This window comes from Herbidospora galbida (assembly GCF_005233835.1).
Lineage (GTDB): Bacteria > Actinomycetota > Actinomycetes > Streptosporangiales > Streptosporangiaceae > Herbidospora > Herbidospora galbida.
This window is the reverse complement of record NZ_SZQA01000078.1, coordinates 1-14,743: the sequence shown is the minus strand read 5'-3', so window position 1 is coordinate 14,743 and position 14,743 is coordinate 1. Positions and strand designations below refer to the sequence as shown.

The 14,743-nt window shown below is 72.1% G+C and carries 14 protein-coding genes and 1 riboswitch; of the genes, 12 read left to right on the top strand and 2 right to left on the bottom strand.

The annotated features are described in order from the left end of the window. The 6 genes from FDA94_RS38075 to FDA94_RS38050 form a co-directional block, all read left to right on the top strand. Positions 1-698 (top strand): NYN domain-containing protein (locus FDA94_RS38075; RefSeq protein ID WP_170991309.1); only part of this gene is annotated, 698 nt, incomplete at its 5' end. A 116-nt stretch (positions 699-814) separates the two neighbouring features. Next, positions 815-1,777 (top strand): C40 family peptidase, encoded by a 963-nt coding sequence (locus FDA94_RS38070; protein ID WP_246060378.1) that lies wholly within the window; start codon positions 815-817, stop codon positions 1,775-1,777. 317 nt (positions 1,778-2,094) lie between these two features. After that, positions 2,095-2,255, top strand: a riboswitch (cyclic di-AMP (ydaO/yuaA leader). A gap of 121 nt (positions 2,256-2,376) precedes the next feature. Further along, a complete protein-coding gene (locus FDA94_RS38065) occupies positions 2,377-2,880 on the top strand; it encodes a C40 family peptidase (protein ID WP_137251873.1) in 504 nt (167 codons plus the stop codon). A gap of 83 nt (positions 2,881-2,963) precedes the next feature. Beyond that, positions 2,964-3,743, top strand: a complete 780-nt coding sequence (locus tag FDA94_RS38060; RefSeq protein ID WP_137251872.1) for a gluzincin family metallopeptidase — start codon at positions 2,964-2,966, stop codon at positions 3,741-3,743. After that, complete coding sequence (locus FDA94_RS38055) at positions 3,725-4,981, top strand: M48 family metallopeptidase (protein ID WP_246060377.1); 1,257 nt, start codon at positions 3,725-3,727, stop codon at positions 4,979-4,981. Before FDA94_RS38060 ends, FDA94_RS38055 begins: the two co-directional genes overlap by 19 nt. Further along, complete coding sequence (locus FDA94_RS38050) at positions 4,978-6,096, top strand: glycosyltransferase family 4 protein (RefSeq protein WP_137251871.1); 1,119 nt, start codon at positions 4,978-4,980, stop codon at positions 6,094-6,096. The genes FDA94_RS38055 and FDA94_RS38050 overlap by 4 nt, the downstream gene beginning before the upstream one ends. Here the strand turns inward: FDA94_RS38050 and FDA94_RS38045 are convergent. Next, entirely contained in the window at positions 6,087-7,832 is a 1,746-nt protein-coding gene (locus FDA94_RS38045) for an AMP-dependent synthetase/ligase (protein WP_137251870.1), read from the bottom strand. The two genes, FDA94_RS38050 and FDA94_RS38045, sit on opposite strands and share 10 nt — an antisense overlap. Positions 7,833-8,073: 241 nt before the next feature. Between FDA94_RS38045 and FDA94_RS38040 the strand changes: the two genes are divergently transcribed. The 6 genes from FDA94_RS38040 to FDA94_RS38015 are packed head-to-tail and all read left to right on the top strand — an operon-like array spanning position 8,074 to position 12,457. Further along, positions 8,074-8,841: a metallophosphoesterase family protein gene (locus FDA94_RS38040; protein WP_137251869.1), complete on the top strand. Its 768-nt coding sequence runs from the start codon at positions 8,074-8,076 to the stop codon at positions 8,839-8,841. Positions 8,842-8,856: 15 nt separating this feature from the next. After that, positions 8,857-9,291: an SRPBCC family protein gene (locus FDA94_RS38035; protein ID WP_137251868.1), complete on the top strand. Its 435-nt coding sequence runs from the start codon at positions 8,857-8,859 to the stop codon at positions 9,289-9,291. Continuing rightward, the gene (locus FDA94_RS38030) at positions 9,288-10,436 is read left to right on the top strand and encodes an ArsA family ATPase (protein ID WP_137251867.1); all 1,149 of its coding nucleotides are present in this window, start codon (positions 9,288-9,290) and stop codon (positions 10,434-10,436) included. Before FDA94_RS38035 ends, FDA94_RS38030 begins: the two co-directional genes overlap by 4 nt. Continuing rightward, positions 10,433-10,858: a DUF5304 family protein gene (locus tag FDA94_RS38025; RefSeq protein ID WP_137251866.1), complete on the top strand. Its 426-nt coding sequence runs from the start codon at positions 10,433-10,435 to the stop codon at positions 10,856-10,858. The genes FDA94_RS38030 and FDA94_RS38025 overlap by 4 nt, the downstream gene beginning before the upstream one ends. A 19-nt stretch (positions 10,859-10,877) precedes the next feature. Beyond that, complete coding sequence (locus FDA94_RS38020; protein WP_137251865.1) at positions 10,878-11,822, top strand: ROK family glucokinase; 945 nt, start codon at positions 10,878-10,880, stop codon at positions 11,820-11,822. A 59-nt stretch (positions 11,823-11,881) separates the two neighbouring features. Next, on the top strand, positions 11,882-12,457 hold the full coding sequence (locus FDA94_RS38015) for an endonuclease/exonuclease/phosphatase family protein (RefSeq protein WP_246060376.1): 576 nt from the start codon (positions 11,882-11,884) through the stop codon (positions 12,455-12,457). Here the strand turns inward: FDA94_RS38015 and FDA94_RS38010 are convergent. Further along, entirely contained in the window at positions 12,421-14,547 is a 2,127-nt protein-coding gene (locus tag FDA94_RS38010; protein WP_246060375.1) for a bifunctional polysaccharide deacetylase/glycosyltransferase family 2 protein, read from the bottom strand. The genes FDA94_RS38015 and FDA94_RS38010 overlap by 37 nt on opposite strands. Between the last annotated feature and the right edge of the window lie 196 nt (positions 14,548-14,743).

Here is a 14,743-nt window from a genome sequence, read left to right as displayed (position 1 = left end):
CCGGGGCCGGGGCCGCCGCCGAGACCGAGGTACGCCGCCTCAAGGAGCGCCTGGCCGAGGCCGAGCGGCACCTGGAGGCCAGCCGCCGCGCCGCCCGCGAGGGCCGCAGCGTCGAGGACGCGCGCATCCGGGTGCTCATGGACGCCCTCGAAGACGCCGCCAAGGGTTTGCGCAAGGAGCTGGCGCTGCCGACCACGATCAGCAGGCCGGCCGACTACGTGACCGCCGTCAGCGGCACCGCGCCCTCGGTCCGCGACGTGCCGGCCCGCGCGCTGGCCGACGACGACCCGCAGCTGCTCGACCAGCTCCTCGCCATACCGAACCTCCACCTGATCATCGACGGCTACAACGTGACCAAGTCGGGTTACGGCACGCTCACCCTCGCCGACCAGCGGCAACGCCTGCTGACCGGGCTCGGCGGGCTGGCCGTCCAGGTGCGGGTGGAGATCACCTGCGTGTTCGACGGCGCCGAGCTCGACGGGCCCGTCCAGGTGTCGGCGCCACGGGGGGTGCGGGTGGCGTTCAGCGCGCCCGGTCAGATAGCCGACGACCTCATCCGGCAGATGGTCCAGATCGAGCCTCCGGGCCGCGCCATCGCGGTGGTGTCCTCCGATCGGGAGGTCGCGGTGTCTGTCCGAAAGATGGGCGCGCGTCCGGTTCCTTCCGTATTGCTCCTCCGCCGTCTTGGCCGTGCGTGATCACGTCGTCGCCAGGGGTGATGACCTGCACGAATACCGGCGAATCGGTTGAGGGTACATGATCGGCTGAGTAAAGTCCCGACCCAGGTCTGTCCGGTATGGAGGGGGTTTCGGGCGTGCGTGGGCGGGTACCGGCCGTGGCCGGTTTTGCGGCGTTCGTGCTGCTTCTTCCGATCGCGGGGGCGGCGGCCGATCCGAAGCCGACCATCCCCCAGGCCAAGGCCAAGCTCGCGAAGCTGAACAAGCAGGCCGACCAGTTGGTCGAGGAGTACAACCAGGCCAACGAGAAGTACAAGAAGTCCAAGAAGCAGTACGACCTGATCAACGCCAGCTTCAAGAAGCAGAACGTGAAGGTCGAGACCCTCCGGGCCGGCGTGGTGGGCCTGGCGGTCTCCAGCTACCAGACGGGCGACGTACGCAGCCTCACGGGCATGTTCGGCACCGCCAGCCCCCAGGACGCCCTCAGCGGCATGGCGATCATCAACCAGCTCGCGACCAGCCGCCAGCTCCGGCTGACCGAGTTCGAGGACGCCATCGCGGGCCTGAAGCAGCAGCGCGACAAGCGCAAGGCCGCCTTCGAGGAGGCCACCGAGGTCCGCACCGACCTGGCGGCCAAGAAGAAGAAGACCGACAAGATGGTCGACGAGCAGATGAAGCTGCTCCGCGAGCTGGGCGCCTTCAACCCGGGCAACCCCGAGAGCACGGGCCAGGTCTACTCCGGCCCCGCCTCCGGCAACGCCCGCGCCGCGCTCGACTTCGCCTTCGCCCAGATCGGCAAGCCCTACCAGTACGGCGGCACCGGACCCGGTGCGTGGGACTGCTCAGGGCTGGTCCAGGCCTCCTGGCGGGCCGGCGGGGTCAGCCTGCCGCGCACCAGCTACGAGCAGTGGGCCTGGGGCAAGAACCGCCAGGTTCCGATCAGCGACCTGCAGGCCGGAGATCTGGTCTGGCACAGCGGTTTCGGTCATGTCGGCCTCTACACCGGACAGGGCTCGGTGGTGCACGCGCCGCAGACCGGCGACGTGGTGAAGATCACCCCTCTCGCGCAGTACAACCCCGACAAGGCCGTGCGTCCCTAAGCGAGACGCAGACGGCCGAAGGCCGGCTGTGGCTCGCGCCGGGGAGTCTGCCTCAGAGAAGTAGCGTGTCGTTTGGGGCTTTTTTCGGGTTCTGAGGCAAGGGGTGTGACCAGAGTCACATCACCCTCCTAAATCCCGTGATATGCAGGCGTTTTCGAATAGCGCCGGAGTTTATCTGATCTTTATCTTTCGCCAAAACTTTGCCGAGTTATGGCGGAGTCGGTAACTTCTGGCTTCGCGACGAGCAAGCCATGCCGTCCGCGGACACTCCGGCGCATGGGCGCCGATGTCTTAATAAAGATCCATGTGTCGCATGTCACGCGACACAGCCGAGTCCATGCAGCCAGGAGGCATGGAGCCGGGGACCCAAAAGGTTCCCCCGAGGAGCCAGGGGTGAATCGGCGAGAATTCCGCGCCGTAGGGCTACTTCCCTGCCCGAATCCGTCAGCTAACCCGGTAGGCGTCAGAGGAAGACCCAAGGAGCAATCCTGTCCACCACCCCCGCATGCCTGTCCCGCATCGCCCGCCTCTCCCTAGGCGGCGTCACGCTCACGGCCTCGGTCGGAGCGGTCGCGGCGCCTCCCGCGCAGGCCGATGAGGTGACGGTCACCGTCACGAGGAACACCACGGCGATCCCGGTCTCGGGAGAGGCGGCGCCCGCCGCTCCCTCGGCCGCGAAGACCCAGACCAAGAGCAGGTCCGCCAAGCGCGTCAAGAAGCTCAGCAAGGCCCAGCGTCAGCGGGTCCTGGCGAGCAAGGCGGTCGCCATCGCGAAGAAGCAGATCGGCGACCCCTACCGGTGGGGCGCCACCGGTCCCGGCGCGTTCGACTGCTCCGGCCTGGTCCAGTTCGCCTGGCGCAAGGCGGGCGTCAAACTGCCCCGTACCACCTGGTCACAGAAGAGCTCGGTGAAGAAGAAGATCAGCTGGAAGGCGATGAAGCCCGGCGATCTCGTGTTCACCAGCGGCGGCGGCCACGTGGGCATCTACGTCGGCCACGGCAAGATGGTCCACTCCCCGAACTCCGGTTCGCGGGTGCGGATCGACAAGCTGGACACCTACCGCAAGCGCACCTTCGTGGGCGCGGTCCGGCCCGGGATCTAGACACCCCCGGCGAAGTACCGATCGGCCCCGTCCGCCTCCTTCCCGGCGGGCGGGGCCGCGGGGTTTTTGTACCATCCGTTGACATGCGGTTCCTGGTGACGGTCAGTGTGCTGCTGGCCCTCCTGTCCGCCGGGCAACCCCCGAAGGTCCTGTACGGCCAGAGCTGGCCCTTCGCCGTCCACGGCGAGCACGTCCAGGTGCTGGCGGCCGACCGGCGCTTCCCCGATCTGGCCGCCGAGGCCGACCGGGCCGCCGAGGCCGTGGCTCGGGTGTGGGGCTCCCCGGTGACCGCGACCGTCCTGGCGCCCGCCACGACCGCGAGGGCCGCCGAGATCGCCCGTCCGGCCCCGGTGACCGGCATGGCCGCCCTGGCCGGCCCCGGCTTCGTGGTGATCGAACCGCACGGCTGGGCCTCGCTGTCGGCCCAGGGGCGGGTGATCGTGCTGGCCCACGAGCTCACCCACGTCGCCACCGGCGCGGCGACCCGTCCGGACATGCCCGTCTGGCTCGTGGAGGGCTACGCCGACTACGTGGGCTACCGTGACAGCGGGCTGGCCACCGGGGTGGTCGCCGCCGAGCTCGCCGCCGACCGGCGGGCGCCACGGGAGCTGCCGACACGGGAGGACTTCCGCGCGGGGGGCGCGCGGGTCCCGCAGGCCTACCAGGAGGCCTGGCTCGCCTGCCGCTACATCGCCGAGCGCTACGGCGAGGCCGCGCTGACCGCCCTTTACCGGGCGGCCCAGGCCGACCCGGCCACGGCGCTGCGGCGCACGCTGGGCGTCGGCGAGGCCGAGCTGACCGCGGCCTGGCGCGACTACGTGATACGAAGTGTTCCGGAGGCGGAGTGGAACGTACGGGGATGAAGGCCGCGGCCGTGGGGCTGGCCGGGCTCGGGGCGGCGATCGTCGCGGTGGTGGCGGTGACCACGCCGTGGCGCGCGCTCGCCGAGGCCGCGCCCGAGGTGCGGCCCGATCCGGCCCGCGACTTCGGGGCCGCCGAGATCGCCCGCGCCGACGCCTTCGACGCCGCCACCAGCCTGCCGTCCTACCTGTCGCTCGCCGTCACGCTCCTGATCGCCGCGGTGTTCGTGGCGACCCCGCTGGGGGCCCGGCTGATCGACCGGCTCCGGGGGCCCTGGTGGGTGCGGGCGCTCACCGCGGTGGCCGGGATCTACACGGTGTCGCTGGCGATCCGATGGCCGCTCGGCATGTGGTTCGAGACGGTCCTGCGCGACTACGGCCTGTCGACCCAGACCTGGGGGACCTGGAGCGCCGACCGGCTCAAGAACTTCGGCCTCCAGCTGCTGCTGTCGGCCGTGATGGTCGTGGTGGTCATCGCGCTGGCCCGCCGGTGGCCGCGCCGCTGGTGGATCCCCGCCTCGCTCGGGGCCTTCTCGCTGACGCTGGCGCTGTCGTTCCTCTACCCGGTCGTGGTCGAGCCGGTCTTCAACGACTTCACGCCGCTCCAGCAGGGGCCGCTCCGCGAGAGCCTGCTGGCGATGGCCGACCGCGACGGGGTGCCGGTCGACGACGTGCTGGTCGCCGACGCCTCCCGCCGCACGACCGCGCTCAACGCCTACGTCTCGGGGTTCGGCGCGACCCGGCGCATCGTCGTCTACGACACGCTGCTGCAGGTGCCCGAGCCGGAGATCGAGCTGATCGTGGCCCACGAGCTCGGCCACGCCAAGACCGACGACGTCCTCCACGGCACCCTCGTCGGGGCGCTGGGGGCCGCGTTCGGCGCGTGCGCGCTGTTCGTGGCGGGCAACCTGCTGCGCCGCCGGACCGGGGTGCCGTCGCTGGGCGACCCCAGGGCGGCGGCGCTGCTGGTCGGGCTCGTCTCGCTCGGCACGGTGCTCTCGGGGCCCGCGCAGAACCTCGTCAGCCGGCACATCGAGGCCCGCGCCGACGCCCACGCGCTGGAGCTCACGCAAGACCCGGTCACCTTCGCCGCCATGCAGCGCAACCTGGCCGTCCGCAACATCTCCGACCTGAGCCCGAGCCCGCTGGAGTACGTCCTCTACTCCTCCCACCCGACCTCGCCGCAGCGCATCGCGATGGCCCGGTCGTGGGCGCTCCTCCACGGTCAGCAGTTGCCGTGACCCGGGTCGTGGTGGTCACCAACGACTTCCCGCCGCGCTCCGGCGGCATCCAGTCGTTCGTGCACGCCCTGGCCGTCCGGCTGCCCGCCTCCTCGGTCGTCGTGTACGCCCCCCGCTGGGAGGGCTGCGCCGAGTTCGACGCCCGGCAGGGCTACGCGGTGGTGCGCCACCCCACGAGCCTCATGCTGCCGACCCGGGCCGTGGCCCGGCGGGCCTGCGAGCTGGTCCACCCGGGCTCGACCGTGGTGTTCGGGGCCGCCGCGCCCCTCGGGCTGCTCGGCGGCGCGCTGCGGGCGGCCGGGGCAGAACGGGTGGTGATGCTGACCCACGGCCACGAGGCCTCCTGGGCCCGGCTGCCCCTCGCGGGCGGGCTGCTGCGCCGGATCGGGGCGCACGCCGACGTCGTCACCTACCTCGGCGACTACACGCGCCGCCACCTGGCGGCCCGCATCCCGCCGGGGAAGCTGGCGCGGCTGGCGCCCGGGGTCGACACGAACGTCTTCCGGCCCGGCGCGGGCGGCGAGCGGGTGCGGGCCGAGCTCGGGCTGGGCGAGCGGCCCGTGGTGGTCTGCGTGTCCCGCCTGGTCGCCCGGAAGGGGCAGGACCGGCTGATCGAGGCGTGGCCGGAGGTGGCGAGGGCCGTACCGGAAGCCGAACTGCTGCTGGTCGGCGGCGGGCCGGGGAGAGCGGCCCTGGAGCGCGCGGCGCGGGGGCGGGGCGACATCCGGTTCACCGGGCCGGTGCCCGACGGCGACCTGCCCGCCTACTACGACGCCGGCGACGTGTTCGCCATGCCGTGCCGCACCCGCCTCGGCGGGCTCGACGTCGAGGGGCTCGGCATCGTCTACCTGGAGGCCTCGGCCAGCGGGCTGCCGGTGGTCGCCGGGGCGTCGGGCGGGGCCCCCGACGCGGTCAGGCACCGCGAGACCGGGCTGGTGGTCGACGGCGGCTCGCCGCGGCACATCGCCGCCGCGCTGATCGAGCTGCTGAGAAACCCCGAGGCCGCGCGGGCCATGGGCGCGCGCGGCCGGGAGTGGATCGAGCGGGAGTGGACCTGGGACCAGGTCGCCGCCCGCTTCGGCGAGCTGCTGACGGCGCCGGTCGGTCAGCCGTAGATCTCGTCGACCTGCTTGGCGTAGTCGCGCATCACGATGTTGCGCTTGAGCTTCAGCGACGGGGTCAGGTGGCCGCTCTCCTCGGTCAGGTCGCCCTCGAGGATGACGAACTTCTTGATCTGCTCGGCCTTGGACACCATCTTGTTGGCGTTGTCGACCGCGCCCTGCACCTCGGCCCGGATCTGCTCCTCGGTGAGGTCGACGCCGGCCATCGCCTCGGGGTCGAGGGTGACCAGCGCGGCCACGAACGGCCGGTCGTCGCCGATGACCAGGACCTGGCTGATCAGGCGGTGACCCCGGATGCTGTCTTCCAGCGGGCCGGGGGCGACGTTCTTGCCGGCCGCGGTGACCAGGATCTCCTTCTTGCGGCCGGTGATGCGCAGGTAGCCGTCGGAGTCGAGCTCGCCGACGTCGCCGGTGTGGAACCAGCCCTGCGCGTCGATGACCTCGGCGGTGGCCTTCTCGTTGTTCCAGTAGCCGCTGAAGATGTGGCGGCCCTTGACCAGGATCTCCTTGTCGTCGGCGATCCGGATCGTGACCCCGGGGAACGGCCGGCCGACGGTGCCGATCTTGTTGGCGCCGGGGATGTTGACCGTGGACGGCGCGGAGGTCTCGGTCAGGCCGTAGCCCTCCAGGACCTCGATGCCGACGCCGCGGAAGAAGTGGCCGAGGCGCTCGCCCAGCGCCGAGCCGCCGGAGACGGCGTGGGTCAGGCGGCTGCCGGTGGCGGCGCGCAGCTTGGTGTAGACGAGCTTGTCGAACACGGCGTGCTTGAGCCGCAGGCCGAGCCCGGCGCCGCCGTCGTTGCGCGCCTTGCTGTAGTCGATGGCGACCTGGGCGGCGGTGGCGAAGATCTTGCCCTTGCCGTCGGCGGTGGCCTTCTGCTCGGCGCCGTTGTAGACCTTCTCGAACACGCGCGGCACGCCCAGCAGGAACGTCGGCTTGAACGCCTGCAGGTCGGGGGCCACGTTCTTCATGTTCGGGGTGTGGGCCAGCACGGTGCCGGTCTCGACGGTCACGATCTCGACCATGCGGGCGAAGCTGTGCGCGAGCGGCAGGAACAGCAGCACGGCCCGCTCGTCGAGGGAGAACATCCTCTCCAGCGGCCCCTGCGCCACGTTCCGAGCGGTGAACAGCAGGTTGTCGTGGGTGATCTGGCAGCCCTTCGGCAGGCCGGTGGTGCCCGAGGTGTAGATGATGGTGGCCAGGTCGTGGCCGCCCCGGGAGGCCCGGCGCTCGGCCAGGGTGTCGTCGGTGACGTCCTTGCCGGCCTCGATCAGCGCCTCGATCGCGCCGTCGTCGAAGGTCCAGACGTGGGGCAGGTCGGGGGCGGCCTCGCGGAGGGTCTCCTGGTGGCTCGCGGTCTCGGCGAAGGCGCCCTTGGCGCCGGAGTCGGAGACGATCCAGCGCACCTGCTCGGTGGAGCTGGTCTCGTAGATCGGCACGCCGACGCCGCCGGCCGCCCAGATGGCGTAGTCGGCGATCGTCCACTCGTAGCGGGTGCGGCTCATCAGGGCGACCCGGTCGCCCGGCTCGATCCCGGTGGCGATGAGGCCCTTGGCGACCCCGGCGACCTTCTGCCGGAACTCGCCGGCGGTCACCGGCTTCCACTCGCCGCCGTCCTGCACCTTCAGCACGACGGCGTTGGGGGTGTCGGCGGCCCGCTGGAACACCGCGTCGGTGCAGTTGGCCGACAAGGGAACGTCCACCAGCACGGGAACGGTGTACTCCTGCACGGTCACTCCTCATAGGACCCGGCTCGGTCAGGTTTCCCGGGACGCTACCGCGTGACACGAGGTAGGGATAGAGCCGTCACACAGGCGTTATCCGGTCATTCGCAAGGTATCAGCCCGTGACCGCCCGAATGCCCACCGGCACCTTTCTTCTGGGCAGGTTCACAGCGTGAGCCACAGCCGGCCTCCGGCCGTCCGCGTCTCGCTTCTAACCAAGCGTTTGCTTCGGAATATCATGTCGGCCATGCGCATCAACGTCGTGAGTGACGTCCACGGCCGTGCCGACGCCCTCGCCAAGGCCGGAGTGGGCGCCGACGCCCTGATCTGTCTCGGGGACCTGGTGCTGTTCATCGACTACGCCGACACCTCCCAGGGCATCTTCCCCGACCTGTTCGGCCACGAGAGGGCCGACGAGTACATCCGGCTGCGCACCGAGAAACGCTTCGACGAGGCCAGGGCCCTGTCGGCGGTGCTGTGGGCCGAACTCGGCGGCGACCCCCGCGAGCACATCGAGAAGGCCGTCCGGGCCCAGTACGCCGACCTGTTCGCCGCCATGCCGGTGCCCTCCTACCTGACCTACGGCAACGTCGACGTGCCCTCGCTCTGGGCCGACTACGTACGCCCCGGGCAGACCGTGCTCGACGGCGAGACGGCCGAGATCGGCGGCCTGACCTTCGGCTTCGTCGGCGGCGGGCTGCAGACCCGCTACCGCACCTCCTACGAGGTCCCCGACGAGGTCTACGCCGCCAAGGTCGCCGCCCTGGGCCCGGTCGACGTGCTGTGCACGCACATCCCGCCCGCGATCCCCGACCTGCTCTACGACGTGGTGGCCAAACGGTTCGAGCGCGGCAGCGAGGCCACCCTCGACTACATCCGGACCTACCAGCCCCGCTACGCCCTCTTCGGGCACGTCCACCAACCCCTGGCGGCGAGGACGCGAATAGGGCGTACCGAATGCCTGAATGTCGGGCATTTCCGGGGACGCGGGACGCCTTTCACCCTGGACCTGTGAGCTAAGGTCGGCTGCATGGCTGATCGCACCACGTCGAGCATCGTGATCGGCGCGAGCCGGTCGACAGTCCTGGCCGTCATCGCCGACTTCCCCTCCTATCCGGAGTGGGCCGGGCAGGTGAAGTCGGCGCAGGTCCTCACGACCGGCGACGACGGGCTGCCGGCGACCGTCCGGTTCGTCCTCGACGCGGGCGTGATCAGCGACGACTACGTGCTCGCCTACACCTGGGTTGACGAGCTCGTCAGCTGGCGGATCGCCGAAGCCGGGAAGATGGTCTCCGGCCTGACCGGCAGCTACCGCCTCGCCGACAAGGGCGGCTCGACCGAGGTCACCTACGAGCTGGCGGTCGACCTGAAGGTCCCGATGATCGGCATGATCAAGCGCAAGGCCGAGAAGGTCATCATCGACACGGCCCTGAAGGGGCTGAAGAAACGCGTCGAGAAGGCATGAGAACGCTCCTGTTCACGGGCAAGGGCGGCGTCGGCAAGACGACGGCGGCCGCGGCCACCGCGACGCTGGCCGCCCGGCGCGGGCTCAAGACCCTCGTGGTCTCGACCGACACCGCCCACTCCCTGGCCGACGCGCTCGCGGCCGCCCCGTCGGGCGAGCCCGCCGAGGTGGCCCGCGGTCTCTACCTGCAGCAGGTCGACACCCAGAAGGCGATGGAACGCCACTGGGGCGACCTGCAGGAATACGCGCGCGGCCTGTTCAGCGAGCTCGGCCTCGACGCCATCACCTCCGAAGAGGTGACCGTGCTGCCCGGGGCCGAGGAGATCATCGCGCTGCTGGAGCTGCGCGAGCAGGCCCGCACCGGCCGCTGGGACGTCGTGGTGGTCGACTGCGCGCCCACCGCCGAGACCCTGCGCCTGCTGGCGCTGCCCGAGGCGCTCGACTGGCACGTCACGCGGCTGCTGCCGATCGGCCGCCGGGTGATGCGCGCCGTCGCCCCCGTGATCCGCGCCGTCGCCAAGGTCAGCGCGCCCGAAGAGGGCGTGCTCAACGCGGGGGAGCGGCTCCACAAGGGCCTGATGGAGGTGCGCGCGCTGCTGACCGGCGACGACGCGTCGGTCAGGCTGGTGCTCACGCCCGAGGCGGTGGTGGTCGCCGAGGCCCGGCGCACCCTCACCTCCCTGTCCCTGTACGGATACCGCGTCGACGCCGTCATCGCCAACCGCGTCTTCCCCGAAGGGGGCGCCGACCCGTGGCGGGCCAAGTGGGTCGAGGCGCAGGCCCGCCAGATGGAGACGGTGCGCGAGTCGTTCGAGCCGCTGCCGATCCTGCCGGTGCCCTACCTCCCCGAGGAACCGGTCGGCGTCGACGCCCTGGCCGCCGTCGCCGAGGAGCTCTACGGCACGGCCGACGCGTTCGGCCCCGTCACCGGCGAGCCGCCGCTGCGGTTCACCGCCGACGAGGTGGTGCTCTCGCTGCCGCTGGCCGGGAAGAACGACATCGACCTGGCCCGCAAGGCCGACGAGCTGATCATCACCGCCGGGCCCTACCGCAGGGTCATCGCGCTGCCCGCCGCACTGGCCCGCCGAGAGGTCGCGCAGGCGGCGCTCCGCGACGGCCGCCTCCGGGTACGGTTCGAGATATGACGGAAAGCAACGAACGTCCCGACCCCTTCGGCTCGGCCGCCGACGAGGCGTTGAAGCTGCTCGACGCGCTGCAGCAGCGCGTCGGCCGGGAGCTCGGCAAGGGCTTCGTGAAGGGCGCCTTCTCCGGGGTGGCCGGCACCACCCAGCGCCCACGCACGACTTCCGCTCCTCAGGATGTGTGGAGCGAGGCGGTTTCAGGGCATGATCACGAGGAGTACATCTGCCGGGCTTGCCCGGTTTGCCGGGTGATCGCGGCCCGCCGGGACGCCGGCGGCGACGTGAGTGACCATCTGATGACGGCGGGAAGCGAGTTGCTCGCGGCCTTCCGGCAGGCGGTCGACTCCCTGCAGCGCCCGTCGTCTCCGCGCGGGCCGGCTGACCCGGCGGGCGGTTCGAAGGTAGAGCACATAGATCTGGGCTGAGCCTGACGGGAGAGACGACATGGCGCTGACCATCGGCATCGACATCGGCGGTACCAAGGTCGCGGCGGGCGTCGTCGACGCCCACGGCCTGATCGTCGAAAGTCTCCTGAAGCCGACTCCGGCCGACAACCCCGCCAAGGTCGCCGAGACCGTGGCCGAGGCGATCAAGGAACTGGCCGACTCGTACGAGGTCGAGGCCGTCGGCGTCGGCGCCGCCGGCTTCATCGACGAGACCCGCAGCGTCGTCCGGTTCGCCCCCAACCTCGCCTGGCGCGAGGAGCCCCTCCAGCGCAAGCTCACCGAGATGACCGGCCTGCCCATCGTGGTCGAGAACGACGCCAACGCGATGGCGTGGGGCGAGTTCCGCTTCGGCGCCGGCCGGGGCGAGAGCCACCTCATCGCCGTCACGGTCGGCACCGGCATCGGCGGCGGCCTCATCCTCGGCGGCGCCGTCTACCGGGGCCGCTGGGGGATGGGCGGCGAACTCGGCCACATGCAGACCGTGCCCGGCGGCGTGAAGTGCGGCTGCGGCAACCTCGGCTGCTGGGAGCAGTACGCCAGCGGCAACGCGCTGGTCCGCGACGCGCAGCGCATGGCCGCCGCCGACCCCGAGCGGGCCGCGACCATGCTCAAGCTCGCCGGGGGCACCCCCGAGAGCATCGAGGGCCGCGAGATCACCGACGCGGGCCGGGCCGGCGACCCGGTCGCCCTCGACGCGTTCGCCAACATGGCCGACTGGATCGGCCAGGGCCTGGCCGACCTGGCGTCCATCCTCGACCCCGGTTGCTTCATCCTCGGCGGCGGCGTCTCCAACGCCGCCGACCTCTGGCTCGACCGGGCCCGTGAGGCCTTCGCCGAACGCCTGACCGGCCGGGGCCACCGTCCCGTCGCCGACGTGCGGCTGGCCGAACTCGGCGCCTCCGCTGGTGTGGTCGGCGCGGCTGATCTGGCCCGGCTGCCCTGATCCGGGTCGCCACCTACAACCTGCACGGCCTCCGCGACTCCCGCGCCGCCCTGGCGCGGGTGGTCCGCGCACTGGCCGCCGACGTGCTGTGCGTGCAGGAGCGCGGTCTCGGGTCGGCCTTCTCCCGGCTGACCGGGCTCGACCCGGCCTGCCACGCCCGGCTCTCGGGGGTGGCGGTGCTGGTCCGGCCGGGCGTCCGGGTGCTGCACGCCGAGCACCGCCGGCTGCGCTGGTTCCCGGGCCTGGAACGCCGGTCGATCGCGGTGGCCGTGGTCGAGGCCGAGGGCCTGCGCGTGGCGGCGGCCTCCTTCCACCTCGACCTGCACGCGGGCGCGCGGCTGGCGCATGCCGTGGAGATCGTGCGCCGGGTCGAGTCGGTGGCCGGACGCTTCGACGCGGTGCCGGTTCTGGCGGGCGACCTCAACGAACTGCCGGACGCGGCGGCGTGGCGGCACCTGGCCTCGCGCTACGCAGAGGGAGGCGAGGGGGCGACCTTCGCGGGCAAGCGCATCGACGCGATCTTCACGGGGCCGGGGCTCGAGGCGCTGGCCCGGGGGGTGGCCGGCGCCGGGGAGGACGACCTGGCGGCGGCCTCCGATCACCGGCCGGTGGTGGCCGACCTGCGCCCGGTCTGAGCCGCTGCCAGGACCGGCGTGCCGCCCTGGCCGTTGAAGGTGCCCTCGCGGCGGACGCCGTGCCAGCGCAACCGCACCCCCAGCAGCGCCGTCACCAGCGACTGGATGACCACCAGGTACATGAGCTGGCGGTAGACGAACTGCTGGAGCGGCAGGATCCACAGCGCGGAGGCGCGTTCGCCGTCCAGGAGCAGGGCGTACCAGCCGATCGCCATCTGCACCAGGACGAAGCCGGCCCAGGCCGCCACGACCGGCAGGGGGTCGTCGACGGCGATGCTGTAGACCGCCATGAGGTCGACGACGGGCGCCAGCAGGGGCAGCAGCACGTGGAACAGGCTCAGGTAGCCGAGGCAGCGGCGGCCGAATGGGTTGCGCTCGACGACGGCGTGCCGATGCTTCCACATCGCCTGCAGCGTGCCGTAGCACCAGCGGTAACGCTGCTTCCACAGCTGGCCGAGCGACGCCGGCGCCTCGGTCCAGGCCACCGCGTTCTCCTCGTAGACCACCCGCCATCCGGCCCGGCACAGCGCCATCGTCAGGTCGGTGTCTTCGGCCAGCGTGTCGGCGCTGACCCCGCCCAGGGCCTCCAGCGCCGACCGCCGGAACGCCCCCACCGCGCCGGGCACGGTCGCCATGCAGTCGAGCAGTTCGAAGGCGCGGCGGTCGAGGTTGAAGCCGATGACGTACTCGATGTGCTGCCAGCGGCCGATCGCGCCGCGCCGGTTGCCGACCTTGGTGTTGCCGCTCACCGCGCCGACCGCCGGGTCGGCGAGCCGGCGGACGAGGCGGCCGATCGTGGCGCGCTCGAAGACGGTGTCGCCGTCGAGCAGGACGAGCAGTTCGTGGGAGGCGTGCGCGATGCCGGTGTTGAGCGCCGCCGACTTGCCGCCGTTGGGCCGGCGGATCACCCGTACGCCGGGGAACCCCGCCGCCAGGTCGGCGGTGCCGTCGGTCGAGCCGTCGTCGACGACGAGGATCTCGACGTCGCCCGGGTAGGAGGTGGCGACCAGTGAGCGGATGGTCGCCTGGATCCCGGCCGCCTCGTTGTAGGCGGGCACGATCACCGTCACCGGGGGAGGACCGGACCAGCCGCGCCCGGGGCCCTTCGGCCTGGTTCCGCCTCTCGTGCGGTGCGCGTGCACCGCCGCGAGCACGATGAAGAAACCGAACCGCCCCAGCGTGAGCGCCCCGGCGGTGAACATCGCCCATCGCAGCACGTCGACGAAGGTCTCCGAGGCGCGCTGGGCCAGATTCAGCGCGGAGCCGAGGAACCGGTCGACCCCGCCGGCCCGCCGGTGCGCCGACGGCATGCCGATCGCCTCGGTCACCGTGACGGCCCGGTAGCCCCGGCCTTCCAGGTCTTCCAGGACGAGATCGACGGCCAGCCGAGTGCCGCGCATCGTGACGACGGCGCCCGCTCCCTTCGCGGGCAGGTCGAGGTCGCTCCCGTCTTCCGCGTCGAGGTCGGTCAGGACGATGAGGTGGCCCTCGGCCGCCAGCTCCTTCATGCCCGCCCATTGAGGGGCCGTGATCGCCCGGGTCGGGCCGGAATAGGGCGGGCGGGCCAGCGTCGTGTGCAGGCCCGTCGCCCCCGCCAGCGCCCGCTGCGTGAGCGACGACTCCAGCCGGAGCCGCCAGCCGGGCACCTGCGTCAGGTCGGCGTGCGAAAAGGTGTGGTTGCCCAGCTCGTGGCCCTCGGCGACGATGCGTCTGGCCAGCTCGGGGTGGCGCGCCACCTTCGACCCGACCACGAAGAACGTGGCCTTGGCGCCGTGTCTCGCCAGCTCGTCGAGCACCTGCGGGGTCCAGGCGGGATCGGGGCCGTCGTCGAACGTCAGCGCGACGGTCCGGCCCGGCGGGCGCACGCTGGTGGGCCGGCCGCCCGTGATGTTGACGACCGGGCCGCCGCGCCGGATCTCGGCCGACTCGGCGGAGGGGACGCCGGCGGGCGGGGCCGGCCGCGTCTCGCCGACGACGTCGGTCACGTATCCGTCGAGCGTCAGCGCGGCGGCGACCAGCAGCATGCCGACGGCGAACAGGAACCAGTGTCCTCGGGGCCCGGACGGCGTGCTCGCCGCGGTGCGGGCCACCGGCGGCCGGGGTCGCCGGCGTGGCGAGCGGCCCGGGGGCGGCGGTCTCGTCCGGCCGGAGCCGGTCGACGTCATCCGGCCGTCCTGCCCAGGCCGATGGACACGCCGACGTCCGGGAGCCGCGGGAGGTCGATGACCGGGCCGCCGGGGGAGGTGTCCGCCGTGCCGTCGGCGGGCGGTGGGGTGGGGGTGGTCG